Annotated in this window: 17 protein-coding genes; 13 read left to right on the top strand and 4 right to left on the bottom strand. The window is 73.4% G+C overall.

Annotated elements, in window-relative coordinates; all coding sequences use genetic code 11:
- The first annotated feature begins 21 nt into the window (after positions 1-21).
- Together ACGH7X_RS08980 and ACGH7X_RS08975 are read left to right on the top strand one after the other, a co-directional pair.
- Positions 22-1,278 carry a hypothetical protein gene (locus ACGH7X_RS08980; RefSeq protein WP_399896875.1) on the top strand — a complete coding sequence of 419 codons (1,257 nt, stop codon included), beginning with the start codon at positions 22-24 and terminating at the stop codon, positions 1,276-1,278.
- A complete protein-coding gene (locus ACGH7X_RS08975) occupies positions 1,170-1,913 on the top strand; it encodes a hypothetical protein (RefSeq protein WP_399896872.1) in 744 nt (247 codons plus the stop codon). The genes ACGH7X_RS08980 and ACGH7X_RS08975 overlap by 109 nt, the downstream gene beginning before the upstream one ends.
- Positions 1,914-2,022: 109 nt before the next feature.
- Here the strand turns inward: ACGH7X_RS08975 and ACGH7X_RS08970 are convergent, their stop codons facing one another.
- Positions 2,023-3,315 (bottom strand): DUF1015 domain-containing protein, encoded by a 1,293-nt coding sequence (locus ACGH7X_RS08970; protein WP_399883362.1) that lies wholly within the window; start codon positions 3,313-3,315, stop codon positions 2,023-2,025.
- Positions 3,316-3,387: 72 nt separating this feature from the next.
- Here ACGH7X_RS08970 and ACGH7X_RS08965 point away from each other — a divergent pair, with 72 nt between their 5' ends.
- The 4 genes from ACGH7X_RS08965 (at position 3,388) to ACGH7X_RS08950 (ending at position 7,547) form a co-directional block, all read left to right on the top strand.
- Positions 3,388-4,419, top strand: coding sequence for an HAD hydrolase-like protein (locus tag ACGH7X_RS08965; RefSeq protein ID WP_399883360.1), 1,032 nt, complete (start codon positions 3,388-3,390; stop codon positions 4,417-4,419).
- A gap of 124 nt (positions 4,420-4,543) precedes the next feature.
- Positions 4,544-5,590 carry a FecCD family ABC transporter permease gene (locus tag ACGH7X_RS08960; protein ID WP_399883358.1) on the top strand — a complete coding sequence of 349 codons (1,047 nt, stop codon included), beginning with the start codon at positions 4,544-4,546 and terminating at the stop codon, positions 5,588-5,590.
- Positions 5,587-6,651: a FecCD family ABC transporter permease gene (locus ACGH7X_RS08955; protein ID WP_399883356.1), complete on the top strand. Its 1,065-nt coding sequence runs from the start codon at positions 5,587-5,589 to the stop codon at positions 6,649-6,651. The genes ACGH7X_RS08960 and ACGH7X_RS08955 overlap by 4 nt, the downstream gene beginning before the upstream one ends.
- A 47-nt stretch (positions 6,652-6,698) precedes the next feature.
- On the top strand, positions 6,699-7,547 hold the full coding sequence (locus ACGH7X_RS08950; protein ID WP_399883354.1) for an ABC transporter ATP-binding protein: 849 nt from the start codon (positions 6,699-6,701) through the stop codon (positions 7,545-7,547).
- Here ACGH7X_RS08950 and ACGH7X_RS08945 read toward each other — a convergent pair.
- Positions 7,531-7,878 carry an SCP2 sterol-binding domain-containing protein gene (locus tag ACGH7X_RS08945; RefSeq protein WP_399883352.1) on the bottom strand — a complete coding sequence of 116 codons (348 nt, stop codon included), beginning with the start codon at positions 7,876-7,878 and terminating at the stop codon, positions 7,531-7,533. The genes ACGH7X_RS08950 and ACGH7X_RS08945 overlap by 17 nt on opposite strands.
- A gap of 42 nt (positions 7,879-7,920) precedes the next feature.
- Here ACGH7X_RS08945 and ACGH7X_RS08940 point away from each other — a divergent pair, with 42 nt between their 5' ends.
- The 5 genes from ACGH7X_RS08940 to ACGH7X_RS08920 all read left to right on the top strand — a co-directional run bounded on the left by ACGH7X_RS08940 (position 7,921) and on the right by ACGH7X_RS08920 (position 13,297).
- Positions 7,921-8,250 (top strand): hypothetical protein, encoded by a 330-nt coding sequence (locus tag ACGH7X_RS08940; RefSeq protein ID WP_399883350.1) that lies wholly within the window; start codon positions 7,921-7,923, stop codon positions 8,248-8,250.
- Positions 8,251-8,257: 7 nt separating this feature from the next.
- The gene (locus tag ACGH7X_RS08935; RefSeq protein WP_399883348.1) at positions 8,258-9,073 is read left to right on the top strand and encodes a hemolysin; all 816 of its coding nucleotides are present in this window, start codon (positions 8,258-8,260) and stop codon (positions 9,071-9,073) included.
- The gene (locus ACGH7X_RS08930) at positions 9,070-9,975 is read left to right on the top strand and encodes an NAD kinase (RefSeq protein ID WP_399883346.1); all 906 of its coding nucleotides are present in this window, start codon (positions 9,070-9,072) and stop codon (positions 9,973-9,975) included. Before ACGH7X_RS08935 ends, ACGH7X_RS08930 begins: the two co-directional genes overlap by 4 nt.
- 171 nt (positions 9,976-10,146) lie before the next feature.
- Entirely contained in the window at positions 10,147-11,889 is a 1,743-nt protein-coding gene (gene recN, locus ACGH7X_RS08925; protein WP_399883344.1) for a DNA repair protein RecN, read from the top strand.
- 259 nt (positions 11,890-12,148) lie between these two features.
- Positions 12,149-13,297, top strand: a complete 1,149-nt coding sequence (locus tag ACGH7X_RS08920; protein ID WP_399883342.1) for a glycosyltransferase family 4 protein — start codon at positions 12,149-12,151, stop codon at positions 13,295-13,297.
- Between the two features lie 24 nt (positions 13,298-13,321).
- Here ACGH7X_RS08920 and ACGH7X_RS08915 read toward each other — a convergent pair whose 3' ends face one another.
- Complete coding sequence (locus tag ACGH7X_RS08915; protein ID WP_399883340.1) at positions 13,322-14,968, bottom strand: PucR family transcriptional regulator; 1,647 nt, start codon at positions 14,966-14,968, stop codon at positions 13,322-13,324.
- A 93-nt stretch (positions 14,969-15,061) separates the two neighbouring features.
- Between ACGH7X_RS08915 and ACGH7X_RS08910 the strand changes: the two genes are divergently transcribed.
- Positions 15,062-16,015, top strand: coding sequence for an LLM class F420-dependent oxidoreductase (locus ACGH7X_RS08910; RefSeq protein WP_399896870.1), 954 nt, complete (start codon positions 15,062-15,064; stop codon positions 16,013-16,015).
- Positions 16,016-16,099: 84 nt separating this feature from the next.
- On the opposite strand, the gene ACGH7X_RS08905 is transcribed toward ACGH7X_RS08910, so the two are convergent.
- On the bottom strand, positions 16,100-17,902 hold the full coding sequence (locus ACGH7X_RS08905; protein ID WP_399896867.1) for a glycoside hydrolase family 15 protein: 1,803 nt from the start codon (positions 17,900-17,902) through the stop codon (positions 16,100-16,102).
- Positions 17,903-18,458: 556 nt separating this feature from the next.
- Between ACGH7X_RS08905 and ACGH7X_RS08900 the strand changes: the two genes are divergently transcribed.
- The gene (locus tag ACGH7X_RS08900; RefSeq protein WP_399883338.1) at positions 18,459-20,126 is read left to right on the top strand and encodes a CTP synthase; all 1,668 of its coding nucleotides are present in this window, start codon (positions 18,459-18,461) and stop codon (positions 20,124-20,126) included.
- Positions 20,127-20,164: the final 38 nt, after the last annotated feature.

The raw sequence follows: 20,164 nt of genomic DNA, 5'->3' as shown, positions 1-20,164 counted from the left end.
CTCCCGACGACCGACCGGAGCGTGACCAGCGCCGACGGGACAGTGGTGACCGCGGTGACCGTAGCGGTCAGCGTGGGGACCGCGGCGGTTTCCGCCGTGACGACCGTCGGGGTGATGACCGCGGCGGGCAGCGCGGAGGCTTCCGCCGTGACGACCGTGACCGTGGGCCGCGTCGTGACGACCGCGATCGTGGCGGCGACCGTCCCAACTTCCGTCGCGATGACCGGGGTGGGGACCGTCCCTCGTTCCGTCGTGACGATCGCCGTGATGACCGGGGTGGCGACCGTCCGCCGTTCCGTCGCGACGACCGCGGAGGCGGAGATCGAGGCGGCTTCGGCCGGCGCGACGACAGTCGTCGTGACGACCGTGGTGGGCAGCGTGGTGGCTTCCGTCGTGACGACCGCCGCGATGAGCGCCGTGACGATCGGCGCGACGACAACCGCGGTGGCGGTTACGCGCGTCGTGACGACCGTGACCGTGGGCCGCGTCGTGACGACCGCGATCGTGGCGGCGACCGTCCCAACTTCCGTCGCGATGACCGGGGTGGGGACCGTCCCTCGTTCCGTCGTGACGACCGTCGCGATGACCGGGGTGGGGACCGTCCCTCGTTCCGTCGTGACGACCGCCGGGACGACCGGGGTGGCGACCGGCCCCCGTTCCGTCGTGACGACCGCCGGGACGACCGGGGTGGGGACCGTCCCTCGTTCCGTCGTGACGACCGTCGCGATGACCGGGGTGGCGACCGGCCCCCGTACCGTCGTGACGACCGCCGGGACGACCGTGGCGGGGACCGGCCTCCGTTCCGTCGTGACGACCGTCGCGATGACCGGGGTGGCGACCGGCCCTCGTACCGTCGTGACGACCGCCGGGACGACCGGGGTGGCGACCGGCCCCCGTTCCGTCGTGACGATCGCGGAGATCGGGGCGGCTTCCGTCGGGACGACAACCGTGGCGAGCGTGGCGGCTTCGGCCGTCGTGACGACGGTCGGGGTGGTGACCGCGGCGGCGACCGCGGTGGGTTCCGTGGGCGGGACGACCGCGGGGGACGTGGGCCCCGGCGCGACGACCGTGGCGGGCGGCCCGGTGGGTTCCGGCGTGACGACCGGCAGGGCGGCGGCGGGGGCCGTTTCCGTGAGGAGCGGGACCGTGACCGCGAGCCGATCAAGCGTCTGCCGATCCCCGAGGAGGTCACGGGCGACGAGATCGACAAGGACGTACGGCAGGAGCTGCAGAGCCTGCCCAAGACGCTCGCGGAGGACGTCGCCAGGAACCTGGTGATGGTCGCCCGGCTGCTGGACGAGGACCCGGAGGCGGCGTACGGCTACTCCAGGGTGGCCCTGCGTCTGGCGTCCCGTGTCGCCGCCGTGCGGGAGGCGGCCGGGTTCGCGGCGTACGCCAGCCAGAAGTACAGCGAGGCGCTGGCGGAGTTCCGGGCCGCGCGGCGGATGACCGGGTCCGTGGAGCTGTGGCCGGTCATGGCCGACTGCGAGCGCGGGCTCGGCCGGCCGGAGAAGGCGCTGGACATGGCCGGCGCCCCCGAGGTGCACAAGCTGGACAAGGCCGGTCAGGTCGAGATGCGCCTCGTGGCGGCCGGTGCCCGGCGTGACATGGGGCAGCTGGACGCGGCCATCGTGACGCTGCAGAGCCCCGAGCTGGCCTCCAACTCCGTACAGCCGTGGACCGCGCGGCTGCGGTACGCCTATGCCGACGCGCTGCTGGCCGCCGGCCGGGACCGGGAGGCGCGGGAGTGGTTCGCGAAGGCCGTGGAGTCGGACCGGGACGGCAGCACGGACGCCTCCGACCGGCTCGCCGAGTTGGACGGTGTGGAGTTCGTGGACGCTCTCGACGAGCGCGAGGGTGAGCCCGAGGGCGACGTGGAGAGCCCTGGCGCCGAGGACGGGGACAAGGACTGACGTCCATGCCGTGGCCTGGGCCGTGGCGTGGAAGGGCATGACGACGAAGGACGGAGGGGGCGGGGCCGGTACACGGTCTCGCCCCCTCCGTCCTTCGCCGTCGCCCGGGTCAGCGGTCGAGAGCGCGCAGTACCAGGCCCGAGGCCGGCTTCGGGCCGAAGGACGTCGACTTGCGGGGCATCGTGACGCCCTGTCGGGCCAGGTCGCGGACGACCTCCTCGCGGACCGGGTGCATCAGCACCGCCGTACCGCCGTCGCGTTCCGCCTTCTCGACGGTGGCCGCCGTGTCGTGGATGTAGGAGATGTGGGCGGCCGAGTCGTCGGGGACGTGCCAGACGTGGGCGAGGAGCGTGGCGTGCAGGACGGTGGCGTCCAGGGTGCGCCAGGCCTCGGGGCGGTCGGTGGGGACCGTGCGGGCCAGCAGGCCGGGGTCCGGCAGGTCGACGAGGTGGAAGGCGCCGTCGCCGGCGAGCAGGAAGGCGTTGCCCGCGACCGCCGCCTTCGCCAGGGTGTCGAGAGACTCGGCCAGGGGGGTGTCCAGGCGGCGGACGCGGAAGTGGCCGTCCAGGGCGGCCACGGCCTCGTGCACCGGGATGCCGTGCAGCAGGCGGTGGATCGCGCGGACGCGGAGCGGATAGCGGGCCGTGTCGACCAGGAGGACGAGCCCGTGGTCCCAGGGGCTGGGGGAGGGGTGTTCCGCGCGGAGTGTGCGGTAGGTCGCCCAGCGGTGGTGGCCGTCGGCGATGAGGGCCTGGTGCCGTGCCAGCTCTGACTGGACGCGGGACACGGTGTCGGGGTCGGTGACCGACCACAGGCGGTGACAGAAGCCGTCCTCCGTGGTCGTGGAGAGCAGCGGCGGCCGTTCGGCGGTGCGTTCCACCAGCGCCGTGGTGACCGGAGTGTCGTCGTCGCCGCGGTAGGTCAGGAGCAGGGGCTCGAGGTTCGCCCAGGTGGCTCGCATGAGACCCGCACGGTCGGCGACGACGTGGGGCATGACGTCCTCGTGCGGCAGGACCACCTGCTCGGAGGGGTCCGACACGCGCAGGGCGCCGATGATGCCGCGCTGCAGCATGCCTTCGCCGTCGCGTTGTTCGTAGACGTACAGGCCCGGTTCGGGGTCGGTGGTCAGGACGCCCTCCGCCGTCCAGCGCCGCAGGGTGCGCGCGGCCTGCTCGTTGCGCGTCTCGGGGGTGGCGGCCTGGGGCAGGATCAGCCGGACGATGTTGTGCGGGTCGGCGGACTCAAGGTGGAGCAGGCCGTCGGGGCGGACCACGACGTCGTAGGGCGGGGACGTCACGGCGGCCAGGCTGCCGACCCGGTCGGGGTCGTAGCGAAGGCCTCGGAACGGGGTGAGTTCCAGGCCCCGGGGCGCCGTTGCTTCCGGGTGACCTGCAGAGTTCATCCCGGCATCGTACGTGTGTCAGTGGCATGGGGGATGATCGGGGGAAACGCGACGAACGAGGAGCGATGCGCAATGAGCCGGAGCGTCAGGACGAGGCCCGAGGGCAGTGGGCGGGACCTGAGCGAGGCCTACGACACGGCGCTGCTCGACCTGGACGGCGTGGTGTACGCCGGGGGGAACGCGATCGCTCACGCCGTCGAGTCCCTTGCCAAGGCCCGCGACGGCGGCATGCGCCTGGCGTACGTCACCAACAACGCGCTGCGGACTCCCGACGCGGTGGCCCTGCACCTGACCGAGCTGGGTATAGCGACGGGTGCCGCCGACGTGATCACCTCGGCACAGGCGGTGGCCCGGCTGATCGCCGAGCAGGTGCCCTCGGGGGCGCGGGTGCTGGTGATCGGCGGTGAGGGGCTGCGCGTGGCGCTGCGCGAGCGCGGCCTCGAGCCCGTGGAGTCGGCCGAGGACGATCCGGCGGCCGTGGTGCAGGGGTTCGGCGGCCCGGACCTGCCGTGGGGGCGCTTCGCGGAGGCCTGCTACGCCATCGCGCGCGGCGTGCCCTGGTACGCCTCCAACACCGACCTGACGATCCCGGGCGCCCGCGGGATCGCCCCGGGCAACGGCGCGGCGGTGGAGGTCGTACGCATCGCCACCGGCGCGGAGCCGCAGGTCGCGGGGAAGCCGTTGCCTCCCATGCACCGCGAGACGATCCTGCGGACCGGCGCGCAGCGCCCGTTGGTGGTGGGCGACCGGCTCGACACGGACATCGAGGGGGCGTTCAACGGCGAGGTGGACTCGCTGCTCGTCCTGACCGGCGTGACCGACGGGGCGCAGTTGCTGGCGGCGCCGCCGCGGCACCGGCCGACCTACGTCGACGCCGATCTGCGGGGGCTGCTCACCGGGCAGCCCGAAGTCACCGGGGACGCGGACGGCGGCTTCCGCTGCGGCGGCTGGACGGCGAGGGCCGCAGCGGAGCGGCTGGAGCTGGAGGGCGACGGCGCGGCGCCGGACGGGCTGCGGGCGCTGTGCGCGGCGGCCTGGACGGCCGGCGGGGAGGAAGGGTGCGGGCTGGACTCGGGGAAGGCGTTGGCGCGGCTGGGGTGGTGAGCCGGCGCAAGGGGAAGGAGCCGGTACGCCGGTCGCGGGAGGAGCCGGTACGCCGGTCCGCGGGAGGGGCCCGGGAGCGGCCACGGGATCGTGATCGCTTGGCAGGGTAGGCTAGCCTAACCACGTGTTGGTCGACAGTCCCCCCGAACAGCGCGCGGAGACCGCTCCCGCGCCGCCCGCCAAGCGCCGTGTCCTGCGTGCAGCAGGGCTGCCCGTCGCCGCGGCGGTCCTGGTGTTCATCGCGTTGGCGAGCATCGCGATCGGCGCGAAGGACCTGTCTCTGGCGCAGGTCTGGCACGGCCTCTTCCACGACTCGGGCACGTACGGCGACGTCGTGGTGGGCGAGCGCGTGTCGCGGACCGTGCTCGGTCTGCTGGCCGGTGCCGCGCTCGGCCTCGCGGGAGCCGTACTGCAGGCGCTGACCCGCAATCCGCTGGCAGACCCCGGGCTGCTCGGCATCAACGCGGGCGCCTCCGCCGCCGTCGTCACGGCCATCACCTTCTTCGGCGTCACCTCGCTGACCGGGTACGTCTGGTTCGCCTTCGCCGGTGCGGCGGGGGTCGGCGCGCTGGTCTGGTTCCTGGGCGGCAGCCGGGGGGCCACGCCGGTGCGACTCGTACTGGCCGGCACCGCGATCAGTGCCGCGCTCTTCGGCTACCTCCAGGCCGTGATGATCATGGATGACGCGGCGTTGGGCAGGATGCGCTTCTGGACGGTCGGTTCGCTCGCCTCGGCGACGACCGGGACCATCCGGGAGGTGCTGCCGTTCTTCGTGGTGGGCACGGTCCTCGCCCTCGCGCTGTCCCGGCCGCTGAACGCCATGGAGATGGGCGACGACACCGCCAGGGCGCTCGGCGCCAACCTGAACCGCACCCGGGCGCTGTCCATGCTCGCCGCGACCGTGCTGTGCGGGGCCGCGACGGCCGCCTGCGGGCCGATCGTGTTCGTCGGGCTGATGGTCCCGCACATCGTCCGCTCCTTCACCGGGCCCGACATGCGCTGGATCCTCCCGTACGCGGCGATCCTGTCGCCCGTGCTGCTGCTCGGTGCGGACGTGCTCGGCCGGATCGTCGCACGGCCCGCGGAACTTCAGGTCGGCATCGTCACCGCCGTCCTCGGCGGGCCGGTCTTCATCTTTCTCGTACGACGGCGGAGGACGGCCCAGCTGTGAAGACCGCGAAGACGGTGAAGACCGCGAAGAGCAACCGGGCCGTGCGCATCCGGGGCGGGCTCTCGTTCCGCCTCGACGTCCGGGCCGTGGGCGTCGTCGTCCTGCTGCTGCTCGTCGCGCTCGCCGCGAGCGTGCTGCTGATCGGCACCGGCGACTTCCCGATACCGGCCGCCGACGTGCTCAGGACCCTGGTCGGACAGGGCAACGCCGGCCAGGAGTTCATCGTCAACGAGCTGCGGCTGCCGCGGGTCCTGGTCGGGCTGCTGGTCGGCGGCGCGCTCGGGGTGGGCGGTGCGCTGTTCCAGGCCATCTCGCGCAACCCGCTCGGCAGTCCGGACGTCCTCGGCCTCGGCCAGGGCGCGACCGCCGGCGCGCTGATCATGATCGTCCTGTTCTCCGGCAGCTCGGCCCAGGTCACCGTGGGCGCGCTCGTCGGCGGCCTGGTGACCGGACTCGCCATCTACCTGCTCGCCTGGAAGCGGGGCGTGCACGGCTACCGGCTGGTCCTGGTCGGCATCGGCGTGTCCGCGATGGTCACGGCGGTCAACGGCTACCTGCTCACCCGGGCCGACATCGTCGACGCCTCCCGGGCCGTCGTCTGGATGACCGGCTCCCTCAACGGCCGTGACTGGGACCAGGTCTGGCCCCTGCTCGCGCTGTGCGCCGTGCTCGTCCCGCTCGTGCTCACCAACGGGCGTGCGCTGCGGATGATGGAGATGGGCGACGACATCTCGTACGCGCTCGGTGTGCGCGTCGAGCGGGTGCGGGCGCTGCTGATGGTGGCCGCCGTACTGCTCACCGCCGCGGCCACCGCCGCCGCGGGGCCGGTCAGCTTCGTCGCGCTCACGGCGCCGCAGCTCGCCCGGCGCCTGACCTGCTCGCCGGGTCCCAACCTGCTGCCCTCCCTGTGCATGGGCGCCGCCCTGCTGGTCAGCGCCGACTGGATCTCGCAGCGGGCCTTCGGCGCCGACCAGTTGCCCGTGGGCGTCGTCACCGGCGTACTGGGCGGTGTCTACCTGCTGTGGCTGCTGGTCACCGAGCGCAAGGCGGGCCGGATTTGAGCGCCCGCGCCGACATCCGCAGCGGGGCCAAGAACCAAAGGAGCAACGTGAACCGCCTGACCGCCGAGAACGTCACCCTCGCCTACGACCAGCGGGTCATCGCGGAGCAGCTGTCGGTGGAGATACCCGACAACTCCTTCACCGTGATCGTCGGTCCGAACGCGTGCGGCAAGTCCACCCTGCTGCGGGCCCTGTCGCGGATGCTCAAGCCCAGCGCGGGCCGGGTGCTGCTCGACGGGTCGGTCATCCAGTCGATGCCCGCCAAGCAGGTCGCGCGGACCCTCGGCCTGCTGCCGCAGTCGTCCATCGCGCCCGACGGCATCACCGTCGGCGACCTCGTCGGGCGGGGCCGTTACCCGCACCAGGGCATCCTGCGCCAGTGGTCGACCGAGGACGAGCGGGTCGTGCAGGAGGCGATGGCGCAGACGGGCATCTCCGAGCTGGCCGACCGATACGTCGACGAACTCTCCGGCGGACAGCGCCAGCGCGTGTGGATCGCCATGGCGCTCGCCCAGCAGACCCCGCTGCTGCTGCTCGACGAGCCGACGACGTACCTGGACATCCAGCACCAGATCGACGTCCTCGACCTGTGCGCCGAACTCCACGAGGAGCAGGGCCGCACGCTCGTGGCCGTCCTGCACGACCTCAACCACGCCGCCCGCTACGCCACCCACCTCATCGCCCTGCGTGAAGGGGAGATCATCGCCCAGGGCGCGCCGAAGGACATCGTCACCGCCGACCTGGTCGAGCGGGTCTTCGGGCTGCGCTGCCAGGTCATCGACGACCCGGAGACGGGCACGCCGCTGGTGGTGCCGGCCGCGCGCAAGGCGCGGGGCGCGGCCGGTGCGGACCTCGGCAAGGAAGCAGAGAAGGTGGCGGCTACAGAAGCTTCCTGAGGCGGAACAGATCGCGCAGCCCCGCCTCCAGCTTCACCCGGCCCGAGCCCCAGGCCTTGGCGAAGTTCAGTTCGCCGGCCACCAGGGCCACCAGGTCGTCGCCGGTCATCGCCAGCCTGATCTCGGCCTTCTCCCGCGGTGGCCCTTCCAGGGTCTCCCGCACGTCGATGCGGCCGTCCGCCATGCGTCCGGCGAAGGTGACGTCCAGGTCGGTGATGTGGCAGCTCACCGAGCGGTCCAGCTCCGTGGCCGACCGCACGTCCCCTTCGGCGCCCCGCATGTGGTCCGAGAGCTTGTCGAGTGCGGCACGGCACTCCTCAGTCGTCGCCATCGGGACCGACCGTACCCCAGCCGCACGCGGTAGCGTCGGGGCATGAGCGACGCAGTACCGGAGCCGGTGGCCCCTTCGGCGGCCCAGGAGACCGGGGCCGGGCCGGAGCCCCAGGAGACCGAGCGCGAGGCGCACGAGGACCCCGGGTACGAGCCCGCCGCCCCCGCCCCGCTGGACGTCCCCCGGGATCCCACCGGCAACGCCGAGGTGGACGCGCGGCTGGCGCGGCTGGCCGACGCCGACCACCTGGCCACGGACGGGCACGTCGAGGTGTACGAGGATGTACACCGGGGGCTGCGCGACGCGCTGACCGCGCTCGACGCCCGCCCGGGGCCTCCGGTCCCGCCATCGCCGTACGAAAACAGGAGCTGAACCGAACGTGGCAGGAGTCGCACGCCGCCGTCTCGACGCGGAGCTGGTCCGCCGCAGACTCGCGCGTTCGCGCGAGCACGCGAGCCAGCTGATCGCCGCCGGGCGGGTCACCGTCGGCAAGACCGTCGCGACCAAGCCCGCCACGCAGGTGGAGACCGCCGCCGCGATCGTGGTGACCGCCGACGACGGCGACCCCGACTACGTCTCGCGCGGCGGCCACAAGCTCGCCGGGGCGCTGTCGGCGTTCCTGCCGCAGGGCCTCGTCGTCGAGGGGCGGCGGGCCCTGGACGCCGGCGCCTCCACCGGCGGCTTCACCGACGTACTGCTGCGGGCGGGCGCCGCGCACGTCGTCGCCGTGGACGTCGGATACGGACAACTCGCCTGGAGCCTTCGGCAGGATGAACGCGTCACCGTCAAGGACCGTACGAACGTACGCGAGTTGACGTTGGAAGCGATCGATGGGGAGCCCGTGGACCTTGTCGTGGGGGATCTGTCCTTCATCCCGCTCGGACTGGTACTGCCCGCACTGGTGCGGTGCACACGGCCGGACGCCGACCTGGTGATGATGGTGAAGCCGCAGTTCGAGGTGGGGAAGGAGCGGCTCGGCAGCGGGGGAGTGGTACGCAGCGCGCAGCTGCGGGCCGAGGCCGTGCGGGGAGTCGCGCGGAAGGCCTGGGAGCTGGGACTCGGAGTGAAGGGGGTCACCGCCAGCCCGCTGCCGGGTCCCTCCGGCAACGTCGAGTATTTTCTGTGGCTGCGGGCCGGGGCCGGTGAACTGGACCCGGCCGACGTTGACCGTGCAGTGGCGGAGGGGCCGCGTTGACACAGAACCGAGCGCGTACTGTTTTCCTGCTCGCCCACACCGGGCGCCCCGCTGCCATCCGCAGCGCGGAGCTGGTGGTCAAGGGGCTGCTGCGGGCCGGGATCGGCGTACGGGTCCTGGAGGCCGAGGCGCGTGACCTGCCGCTGCCGAGTGAGGTGGAGCTGGTCGGTGAGGCCACCCCGCAGTGCCTGGACGGGTGCGAGCTGCTGATCGTGCTGGGCGGTGACGGGACGCTGCTGCGGGGCGCCGAGTTCGCCCGCGCCTCCGGGGTGCCGATGCTCGGCGTCAACCTCGGTCGGGTCGGCTTCCTCGCGGAGGCCGAGCGCGACGACCTCGACAAGGTCGTCGACCGGGTGGTGAACCGGGCCTACGAGGTCGAGGAGCGGATGACCGTCGACGTCGTCGTGCACCGCAACGGCGACATCGTGCACACCGACTGGGCGCTGAACGAGGCGGCCGTGCAGAAGGCCGGCGCCGAGAAGCTGCTCGAGGTCGTGCTGGAGATCGACGGCCGGCCGGTGACGGGCTTCGGCTGCGACGGGATCGTGCTGTCCACGCCGACCGGGTCGACGGCGTACGCCTTCTCGGCCGGCGGTCCTGTGGTGTGGCCCGAGGTGGAGGCGCTGCTGATGGTGCCGATCAGCGCGCACGCGCTGTTCGCGAAGCCGCTGGTGACCTCGCCGGACTCGGTGCTGGCGGTGGAGGTGCTGCCGCACGTCCCGCCGGGGGTGCTGTGGTGCGACGGGCGGCGGACGGTGGAGCTGCCGCCGGGGGCGCGGGTGGAGGTGCGGCGGGGGGCGGTGCCGGTGCGGTTGGCCCGGCTGCACCATGCGTCGTTCACGGACCGGTTGGTCGCGAAGTTCGCGCTGCCGGTGTCCGGGTGGCGCGGGGCGCCGCACTAGCGCTCTCGAAGGGGTGGTTCCGGTGCGTCGCGGGCCGCGGGCCGCGGGTGCGTTGTGGCTGGTCGCGCCCCGCCGCGCAGCCGCTGTCAGCACGGTCCCGCGCCCCTGGCGGCATGCGCCTTCCCGGCGTGACAAGGGCGGCCTGTGTGCGCTTTCCGCCCCCGACCTCGTATGGTCGTGTCCGTGCTTGAGGAGATGCGGATACGGTCGCTCGGAGTCATCGACGACGCCGTGGTCGAGCTGTCGCCCGGGTTCACCGCTGTCACCGGTGAGACGGGTGCCGGCAAGACCATGGTGGTCACCAGCCTGGGGTTGCTGCTGGGCGGACGCGCGGACGCGGCGCTCGTGCGGATCGGGGCGAAGAACGCGGTCGTCGAGGGACGGATCGCCGTGCCCGGTGGCGCCGCGGTCGCCGTCCGGGCCGAGGAGGCCGGGGCCGAGCTGGACGACGGTGCGCTGCTGATCAGCCGTACGGTTTCCGCCGAGGGGCGCTCGCGCGCGCATCTGGGCGGGCGGTCGGTGCCGGTGGGGGTGCTGGCCGAGCTGGCCGACGAGCTGGTGGCCGTGCACGGGCAGACCGACCAGCAGGGGCTGCTCAAACTGTCCCGGCAGCGGCAGGCCCTGGACCGGTACGCGGGCGACGCGGTCGCCGGACCGCTCGCCAAGTACGCCGAGGCCTACCGGCGGCTGCGGGCCGTCGCCACCGAGCTGGACGAGATCACCACGCGCGCGCGTGAGCGCGCCCAGGAGGCCGACCTGCTGCGCTACGGCCTAGACGAGGTGTCGGCCGTCGAGCCGCGCGCGGGCGAGGACGTGGAGCTGGCCCAGGAGGCGGAGCGGCTGGGCCACGCCGAGGCGCTCGCGTCGGCCGCCACGGCCGCCCACGCCGCCCTGGCGGGCAACCCGGAGGACCCAGAGGGCGTGGACGCGGCGACGCTCGTCGCGGGCGCGCAGCGGGCCCTGGACGCCGTACGGTCCCACGACCCGGCGCTGGCCGGGCTCGCCGAGCGGATCGGCGAGGTCGGCATCCTGCTGCGCGACGTGGCCGGGGAACTCGCCGGATACGCCGACGACCTGGACGCCGACCCGCTGCGGCTGGCGGCGGTCGAGGAGCGCCGGGCCGCGCTGACCGCGCTGACGCGGAAGTACGGCGAGGACGTCACCGCCGTGCTGACCTGGGCCGAGCAGAGTGCCACGCGGCTGACCGAGCTGGACGGCGACGACGAGCGCATCGGTGAGCTGACCGCCGAGCGGGACGCGCTGCGGGCGGAACTGGGCGGGCTGGCCCAGGCACTGACCGACGCGCGTACCGAGGCCGCCGAGCGGTTCGCCGCCGCGGTGACCGCCGAACTGGCCTCGCTCGCCATGCCCCACGCGCGCGTGTCCTTCGCGATCCGGCAGACCGAGGACCCGGAGGGCGTGGAGGTCGGCGGCCGGCCGGTCGCGTACGGGCCGTCGGGCGCCGACGAGGTGGAGCTGCTGCTCGCCCCGCACCCGGGTGCGCCGCCGCGGCCGATCGCCAAGGGTGCCTCGGGCGGTGAGCTGTCCCGCGTGATGCTGGCCGTGGAGGTCGTCTTCGCCGGGACCGATCCGGTGCCGACGTACCTCTTCGACGAGGTCGACGCCGGGGTCGGCGGCAAGGCGGCGGTGGAGATCGGCCGGCGCCTCGCGCGGCTGGCGAGGAGCGCGCAGGTCGTGGTCGTCACGCATCTTCCGCAGGTGGCCGCGTTCGCCGACCGGCAGCTGCTGGTGGAGAAGACGAACGACGGTTCGGTGACCCGCTCCGGCGTCAAGGTCCTCGAGGGCGAGGACCGCGTCCGGGAACTCTCCCGCATGCTCGCCGGCCAGGAGGACTCCGAGACGGCCCGCGCCCACGCGGAGGAGCTGCTCGCGGCGGCCCGGGCGGACGCGTAGCGCAGGCGGGGGAGAGGGACGGGCAGGCCGCGACACGTTCACTCGTACGAGTGAGGTGGTTCCGGGTCGGTGGTTTGCCGGTGGTCAGTCGGTGGGTTGCGGGTCGTCCCGTCGCGGTGGTCGTCGTTCCCGGAACACCCGTGCGGCCTGGCATCCTTGACGGAGCGGCGCACAGGAAACCGCGCGGCGTGCCCCGTCCCCACCATCCTTCTGTACGTTCTTCGTGACCGTCCCCCGCCGAACCAGGAGCCCCGGCCAGGTGACCCCCGTGAGCAGCCCCTCACCGCACGGCCAGCAGCCACTGCGCACCGTGCAGGTGCTGGGCGGCGGCAACGCCGGCAGCAGCGCGCACGTGCGCTCGCTGGCCGCGGGGCTCGTCGCGCGGGGCGTGAAGGTGACGGTGTGCGCCCCCTCCGATGCGGAGTGCACCTACGACTTCACGGGCGCCGGAGCCGACCACGTGCACGTCCCGCGCAGCAGCGACCCCGTCTCGGTCGCCGCGCTGCGTACGGTGTGCGCGGACGCCGACCTGGTGCACGCGCACGGGCTGCACGCCTCCTTCCGGGCCGTCCTGGCCCTCGGCGGACGGCGCGTGCGCACCCCGCTCGTCGTCACCTGGCACGACCGGGTGCACGCCGAGGGCGCGCGCGCCCAGCTGCTGCGCGTGCTGGAACGGCGGGTGATGAAAGCCGCCACCGTGGTCCTCGGCGCCACCTCGGAGCTGGTCGACGGGGCGCGGCGGACGGGCGCGCGCGACGCCCGCCTCGGCCCCGTGGCGCTCCCCGCCCGGCCGGTCCGGCCCGCCGGGCCCGAGGACCCCGACCGGCTGCGCCCCAAGGTCAGGGCCGAACTCGGTGCCATCGGCCGCCCGTTGCTGGTCGCGGTCGGCTCCCTGGAGCGGCACCGGGGCTACGACGTCCTGCTCGACGCCGCGCGCGTGTGGCGCCGCCTCGACCCGGCGCCGCTGGTCGTCGTCGCCGGGGAGGGGCCGCTGCGCGGGGAGTTGCAGCGGCGGATCGAGGGCGAGGGACTGCCGGTGGTGCTCGTCGGCAGCCGCGACGACGTCCCCGAGCTGCTGGCGGCGGCCGACGTCGCGCTGCTGCCGAGCCGCCGGGAGACGGGGCGTTCCGTTCTCGCCCAGGAGGCGCTCCACGCGCGCGTGCCGCTCGTCGCGGGCGACGTGGGCGGCATCCCCGAACTGGTCGGCGACGCCGCCGAACTCGTCCCGCCCGGCGACGCGGAAGCGCTCGCCGACGCCGTCGTCCGCCTCCTGGAGAACCCCGGGCGGCGGGGCGAGCTGCGGGAGCGGGGGGTACGGCAGGCGGCCACCTGGCCGACCGAGGACGAGACCGTCGCCCAGGTCCTCAGCGTCTACGACGAGTTGACCCAGCCCACACCGTTGCTCTAGGCCGCTCGCCTCGCGGGCCGGCCCTCAGGACACGTGCCGGCGGGCGCGCAGGGCCAGGCTCAACGCCAGGACGGTCTGCGGGTCGTCGAGGTCGGTGCCCAGCAACTCCCCGATCCTCGCCAGCCGGTTGTAGAGCGTCTGCCGGTTGAGGTGGAGTTCGCGCGCCGTCTCCGCCTTGCGGCCGGCGTGCGCCAGGTACGTCTGGAGGGTGGGCAGCAGGGGCGGCTTCGAGCGGTCGTCGTGCTCGCGCAGCGGGCCGATCGCCCGGTCCACGAACGCCGCGAGGTCGGGATGGTCGCGCAGCCGCCACAGCAGCAGGTCGATGTCGAGGCGCCGGGCGTCGTACCAGGGCCGGTCGGTGAGGCCCTGCGCCGCGGTCGCCGTCTCCACCGCGTGCCGCAGGCCCGCCGACGCCGCCGCCCAGCCGCCGGCCGCCCCGGCGACCACGACGGGCGGCTGCGCCCCCGGCCGCTGCATCCCGGCCCGCTCCACGCCCGCCCGCAGCGCCGCCGCGACCCGGTCCGCGACCGCCGCGCGCTCCGACTCCGAGCGCAGCCCCAGCAGCAGCGGCACCCGGCCCTCCACCGGCCGTACGCCCAGCAGCACCGGCACCCCCACCGACGCCAGCTCCTCGGCGACCGCGCGCGCCAGCACCGCCCAGCCGCCGCCCTCGGGCGACAGGGCGTCACCGAGCCGCATCACCACCGGCAGCAGCGGGCCGGCGCCCGGCTTGAAGCCCAGGACGCGCGCCTGGGCCGGGGCGTCCTCCGCCGCGATCCGGCCCTCGGCGAGGTCGGTGAGGAAGTCGCCCCGCCCGCGCGCCGCCAGCTCCTCCTCCTGCCGTGCCTGCATCAGCACCACGGCGAGGATGCCGGCCGCCCGCTCCGCCGCCATCCGGTGCACCGGCGCCAGCGGGGACCGTACCGGCAGCAGGACCATCCGAGCCCGGACCGACCCGGCGCCGGGTCCGCCGCCGGGCACGTCCACCAGGACCGAGCCCGCCGGCGGCGGTGCCTCCTTGTGCGGGCCGCGCAGCCCTTCCCAGACCTGGAGGGGGTCGGCGCCCTCGGGGCCGGAGCCGGCGGCGTACAGCAGGCGGCCGTCGGTCGTCTCCAGGAAGACGGGGTTGCCGGCGAAGTCGGCCAGGATGGCAAGGACCTGGGGCACTCCACCGCCGCCCAGCAGCGCCTCGGTGCAGCGGCGGTGCACCTCCTCGGCCCGCTGGAGCAGCGCGTAGTGGCCGTTGACGATCTCGGTGTGGATCTCCTCGGTGACCGTCACGAACGGCACCTCGCGGTGCAGCTGCACCAGCGGCAGCCCGGCCGCGCGGGCCGTGTCGACCAGGGCCGCGGGCAGCCGGGCGAAGCGCGGACCCAGCTCCACGACGAGGGCAGCGATGCCGCGCTCGGCCAGCGTGCGGACGAACGCCCGCTGCTCGGCGGGGCGGGTGCCCAGGCCGTACCCCGTGGTCAGCAGCAGTTCGCCGCCCTTGAGGAGCGAGGCGATGTTGGGCACCTCACCGGCGTGCACCCAGCGCACGGTCCGCTGCAGGCGGTCGGCGCCGGCCAGGATCTCCGGCAGGCCACTGCGCAGCCCGGGCAGCTCCAGCGCCCGCTGCACGGTGATTCCGGCGCCCTGGGTGTCGAATCCGCTGTTCCTGCCGCTGTCCATGAGCCGGACGCTACCCGTGCGCCCCCGGCCGGGACATCCCGGACGGGACGCCGGTTGGCGCCGTGCCGACGGGGTAGTCGACGGCCCATGACCATGAACATCACCGTGGTGGCCGCCGCACGTGAGGACGACAGCTCGCTCGACGAGCCCCTGCGGGTGGCGGTGCGGGCCGACCGGCTGGGTTACCCCGAGGTGTGGCTGGGCGAGGGACCGACCTGGGACGCGTTCGTGCTGGCCGCGGCCGTCGGGGCGGGCACCGCGCGGATCGCGCTCACCGCCGGGCCGGTCGCGGTGTCGGTGCGCGACCCGCACGGCATCGCCCGGGGCGCCGCCTCGGTCGCCGCGGTCACCGGGCGCCCGGTCGGGGTGGCGCTGGGCACCTCGAGCAAGCGGGTGGTCGAGGGTGTGCACGGCCGGCCCCGCGAGCGGCCCGCGGCGGCCCTGGCGGAGACGGCCGCGGCACTGCGGGAACTGCTGCACGGGCAGCCGGGGGAGCCCGTCGTGCCCGGCAGCGGCTTCCTGCGACGGCAGCGGCCACCGGGAGGTCCGCTCACCGTGGCGGCCTTCGGCGACCGTGCGATCTCCGTCGCGGCCCGGTACGCCGACCGCATGCTGCTGGACGTGGTCTCGCCCGAGCAGGTCCGCGCCCTGCGCGGCAAGCTCCTCGCGGCGGCCCACGAGGCCGGGCGGACCCCGCCGACGCTGGCCGCGTGGGTGCCCGCCGCAGTGGACCCCGACCCCGCCTCGCTCACCCAGGTCATGCGCAGCGTCGTGGGCTACCTCACGGTGCCCGGCTACCGCGAGATGTTCGAGGCCGCCGGATTCGGCGAGGCGGTCGGGCTGGCCCGTGGCGGCGCCGACCCGGACACGCTGCTGCGGGCGCTGCCCCCGGAGGCCGCGGCCACGGTCGGTCTGATCGGCGACCTCGACACCGTACGGGCCCGGATGGACGCCTATGCCGAGGCCGGCCTGGACGAGATCGCCCTGGTGCCCGCCACCGCCGGGGACCCCGGCGGAGAACGGACCCTGACGGCACTGGCGAGCTGACCGGCCGCGCGGGTGCCGTCCTGAGGACCTGCGCGGGCCGAGGCGTCGGCCCTGCGCGAGGTCGGCGCCCGTCCCCGCGTGGGTTCAGCCCCCGTACGCCCCGCTCGCCGTCAGGCGCAGTGCCGTGTCGATGAGGGGGACGTGGCTGAAGGCCTGGGGGAAGTTGCCGACCTGGCGCTGGAGGTGCGGGTCCCATTCCTCGGCCAGGAGGCCGAGGTCGTTGCGCAGGGAGAGCAGCTTCTCGAAGAGCTTGCGGGCCTCGTCCACCCGGCCGATCATCGCGAGGTCGTCGGCCATCCAGAACGAGCAGGCCAGGAAGGCGCCCTCGTCGCCCGGCAGGCCGTCCACGCCCTCGTCCTTGCCGTCCGTCGGATAGCGCAGGATGAAGCCGTCCGACGTGGACAGCTCACGCTGGATGGCCTCGATGGTGCCGATGACCCGCTTGTCGTCCGGCGGCAGGAAGCCCATCTGCGGGATCAGCAGCAGGGAGGCGTCCAGCTCTCGGGAGCCGTAGGACTGTGTGAAGGTGTTGCGTTCCTTGTCGTAGCCCTTCTCGCACACGTCCCGGTGGATGTCCTCGCGCAGCTGCTTCCAGCGCTCCAGCGGGCCGTCGGCGTCGCCGGACTCGATCAGCTTGATCGTGCGGTCGACGGCGACCCAGGCCATCACCTTGGAGTGCACGAAGTGCCGGCGCGGGCCGCGGACCTCCCAGATGCCCTCGTCCGGCTCGTGCCAGTGGGACTCCAGGTAGCGGATCAGCTTGAGCTGGAGCACCGAGGCGTAGTCGTTGCGGGCCAGGCCCGTCATGTGGCCCAGGTGCAGGGCCTCGGTCACCTCGCCGTAGACGTCCAGCTGGAGCTGGTGGGCCGCGCCGTTGCCGACCCGGACCGGGGTGGAGTTCTCGTAGCCCGGCAGCCAGTCCAGCTCCGCCTCGCCCAGTTCGCGCTCACCGGCGATGCCGTACATGATCTGCAGGTTCTCCGGGTCGCCCGCGACCGCGCGCAGCAGCCACTCGCGCCACGCCCGGGCCTCCTCGCGGTATCCGGTGCGCAGCAGTGAGGACAGGGTGATCGCGGCGTCGCGCAGCCAGGTGTAGCGGTAGTCCCAGTTGCGGACGCCGCCGATGTCCTCCGGCAGGGAGGTGGTGGGCGCGGCCACGATGCCGCCGGTGGGGGCGTACGTCAGGGCCTTCAGCGTGATCAGGGAGCGGACCACGGCCTCCCGGTAGGGACCGTGGTACGTACAGTGCTCGACCCAGTCGCGCCAGAAGTCCTCGGTGGCCACCAGCGACTGCTCGGGCTCGGGCAGCGCCGGCGGCTCCTTGTGCGAGGGCTCCCACGAGATGGTGAACGCGATCCGGTCACCCGGCGCCACCGTGAAGTCCGCGTACGTGGTGAGCGCCTCGCCGTAGGTCTCCGCCTCCGTGTCGAACCACACGGAGTCCGGGCCCGCGACGGCCACCGTGCGGCCCTCGTGCTTGTGCACCCAGGGGACCACCCGGCCGTAGCTGAACCGCATCCGCAGTTCCGAGCGCATCGGCACCCGGCCGGAGACGCCCTCCACGATCCGGATCAGCTGCGGCGCGCCGTCACGCGGCGGCATGAAATCGGTCACCCGGACCGTGCCGCGCGGGGTGTCCCACTCGGACTCCAGAATCAGCGAGTCGCCGCGGTAGTTCCGCCGGGCCGCGACGGGTGGTTCGGCACCGGCGGAGCAGGCGGGTCCCAGCCGCCAGAAGCCGTGCTCCCCGGTGCCGAGCAGACCGGCGAAGATGGCATGCGAGTCGAAGCGGGGCAGGCACAGCCAGTCGACTGTGCCGTTCCGGCAGACGAGGGCAGCGGTCTGCATGTCTCCGATGAGTGCGTAGTCTTCGATGCGCCCGGCCACGTGCAACTCCAGTCGAACGGCCACGTCACCCCGCGTGGGGGCGGTCGCTAGTGCGGTCAAGGGTGGGGTCAGGGAAGTGTGTCAGGGGATGTGTGTCATGTGTCGTTGAGTCATGAAGCAAAGCAGCCGTCCGGCCGTGGAGCCAAACGCTGTGCCGCAAACGACAATTGTTGCTCAACGAACTGACGAGCTCTCGTTGTTCCGGGGCTGACGGGCGAGGGGTGGTGCCATGTCGCCGGGCGGGCTCGGCAGCGAACGTCCGAGCAGGATACGACGCACGTAGATGATCTGTGTGCCGCTCCGGGCAACCCGGGTCCGCCGAACGGGTGACCACCGGGTGAGGAAACGGTGACGCTCCCGTCTGCGTGTCCGGGCGTGTGCGGAGGGTGGCCGGAAGCCATCGCCCCGAGGCGCTGATACGCTGGTAGCCCGTGGACCGGTGGGAGAAAAACCCCGGAACCGCAGCGACGGCGCCGCCGACGACCTCCGGGACGACCGGGTCGGACGACGAGCGCACCGCACCCCAGACCGCGACCACGGGAGCCCCCTCTTGGCCATGCCGCCCGCTGCTTTCCGAAACAGCACAGCTTCGACGACCAAGCACATCTTCGTCACCGGGGGTGTCGCCTCCTCGCTCGGCAAGGGGCTGACCGCCTCCAGCCTCGGCATGCTGCTCAAGGCGCGGGGTCTGCGCGTCGTGATGCAGAAGCTCGACCCGTACCTCAATGTCGACCCTGGCACGATGAACCCCTTCCAGCACGGTGAGGTGTTCGTCACCAACGACGGTGCGGAAACCGACCTGGACATCGGACACTACGAGCGCTTCCTCGACCGCGACTTGGACGGCTCCGCCAACGTCACCACCGGCCAGGTGTACTCCACGGTGATCGCCAAGGAGCGGCGCGGCGAGTACCTGGGCGACACGGTGCAGGTCATCCCGCACATCACCAACGAGATCAAGCACCGCATCCGCCGCATGGCGACGGACGAGGTCGACGTCGTGATCACCGAGGTCGGCGGTACCGTCGGCGACATCGAGTCGCTGCCGTTCCTGGAGACCGTCCGCCAGGTCAGGCACGAGGTCGGCCGCGACAACGTGTTCGTCGTCCACATCTCGCTCCTGCCGTACATCGGCCCCTCGGGCGAGCTCAAGACGAAGCCGACCCAGCACTCGGTCGCGGCGCTGCGCAACATCGGTATCCAGCCGGACGCGATCGTGCTGCGCTGCGACCGCGAGGTGCCGACCGCGATCAAGCGCAAGATCTCCCTGATGTGCGACGTCGACGAGGCCGCGGTGGTGGCCTGCCCCGACGCCCGCTCGATCTACGACATCCCCAAGGTCATCCACACCGAGGGCCTGGACGCCTACGTCGTCCGCAAGCTGGACCTGCCGTTCCGCGACGTGGACTGGACGACCTGGGACGACCTGCTCGACCGCGTCCACAAGCCCGACCACGAGATCACGATGGCCCTGGTCGGCAAGTACATCGACCTGCCCGACGCCTACCTCTCGGTCACCGAGGCGCTGCGCGCGGGCGGCTTCGCCAACAAGGCCCGCGTGAAGATCAAGTGGGTCACGTCCGACGACTGCAAGACCCCGGCGGGTGCGGCGGCGCAGCTCGGCGACGTCGACGCGATCTGCATCCCGGGCGGCTTCGGCGACCGCGGTGTGCTCGGCAAGGTCGGCGCGATCAAGTACGCCCGCGAGAACCGGATCCCGCTGCTCGGCCTGTGCCTGGGCCTGCAGTGCATCGTGGTCGAGGCCGCGCGCAACCTGGCCGGCATCTCGGACGCCAACTCCACCGAGTTCGACCCGGCCACCGGTCACCCGGTCATCTCCACCATGGCCGAGCAGCTGGACATCGTGGCCGGCGACGGCGACATGGGCGGCACCATGCGGCTCGGCATGTACCCGGCGAAGCTGGCCGAGGGCTCCATCGTGCGCGAGGTCTACGACGACAAGGAGTACGTCGAGGAGCGGCACCGTCACCGCTACGAGGTGAACAACGCCTACCGCGCGGAGCTGGAGAAGAACGCCGGCCTCGTCTTCTCGGGCACCTCCCCGGACGGCAAGCTCGTCGAGTACGTCGAGTACCCGCGCGACGTCCACCCGTACCTGGTCGCCACGCAGGCGCACCCGGAGCTGCGCTCGCGCCCGACCCGCCCGCACCCGCTCTTCGCCGGGCTGGTCAAGGCCGCGGTCGAGCGGAAGACATCGAAGTAACACACCAGTTGTACGGTGGCCGGGGCGCGCGCACTCAA

The organism is Streptomyces sp. BBFR51 (assembly GCF_044591655.1).
Classification (GTDB): domain Bacteria; phylum Actinomycetota; class Actinomycetes; order Streptomycetales; family Streptomycetaceae; genus Streptomyces.
Note: the sequence above shows the minus strand (reverse complement) of the source record. Positions and strands in the feature narration are given on the sequence as shown.

Excerpts from the sequence above, each read along its gene's own strand:
- ACGH7X_RS08910 (WP_399896870.1), top strand. The coding sequence starts at position 15,062 with ATGAACATCACCGTGGTGGCCGCCGCACGTGAGGACGACAGCTCGCTC.
- recN (WP_399883344.1), top strand. The coding sequence starts at position 10,147 with ATGGTCGTGTCCGTGCTTGAGGAGATGCGGATACGGTCGCTCGGAGTC.
- ACGH7X_RS08915 (WP_399883340.1), bottom strand. The coding sequence starts at position 14,968 with ATGGACAGCGGCAGGAACAGCGGATTCGACACCCAGGGCGCCGGAATC.
- ACGH7X_RS08945 (WP_399883352.1), bottom strand. The coding sequence starts at position 7,878 with ATGGCGACGACTGAGGAGTGCCGTGCCGCACTCGACAAGCTCTCGGAC.
- ACGH7X_RS08940 (WP_399883350.1), top strand. The coding sequence starts at position 7,921 with ATGAGCGACGCAGTACCGGAGCCGGTGGCCCCTTCGGCGGCCCAGGAG.
- ACGH7X_RS08965 (WP_399883360.1), top strand. The coding sequence starts at position 3,388 with ATGAGCCGGAGCGTCAGGACGAGGCCCGAGGGCAGTGGGCGGGACCTG.
- ACGH7X_RS08900 (WP_399883338.1), top strand. The coding sequence starts at position 18,459 with ATGCCGCCCGCTGCTTTCCGAAACAGCACAGCTTCGACGACCAAGCAC.
- ACGH7X_RS08970 (WP_399883362.1), bottom strand. The coding sequence starts at position 3,315 with ATGAACTCTGCAGGTCACCCGGAAGCAACGGCGCCCCGGGGCCTGGAA.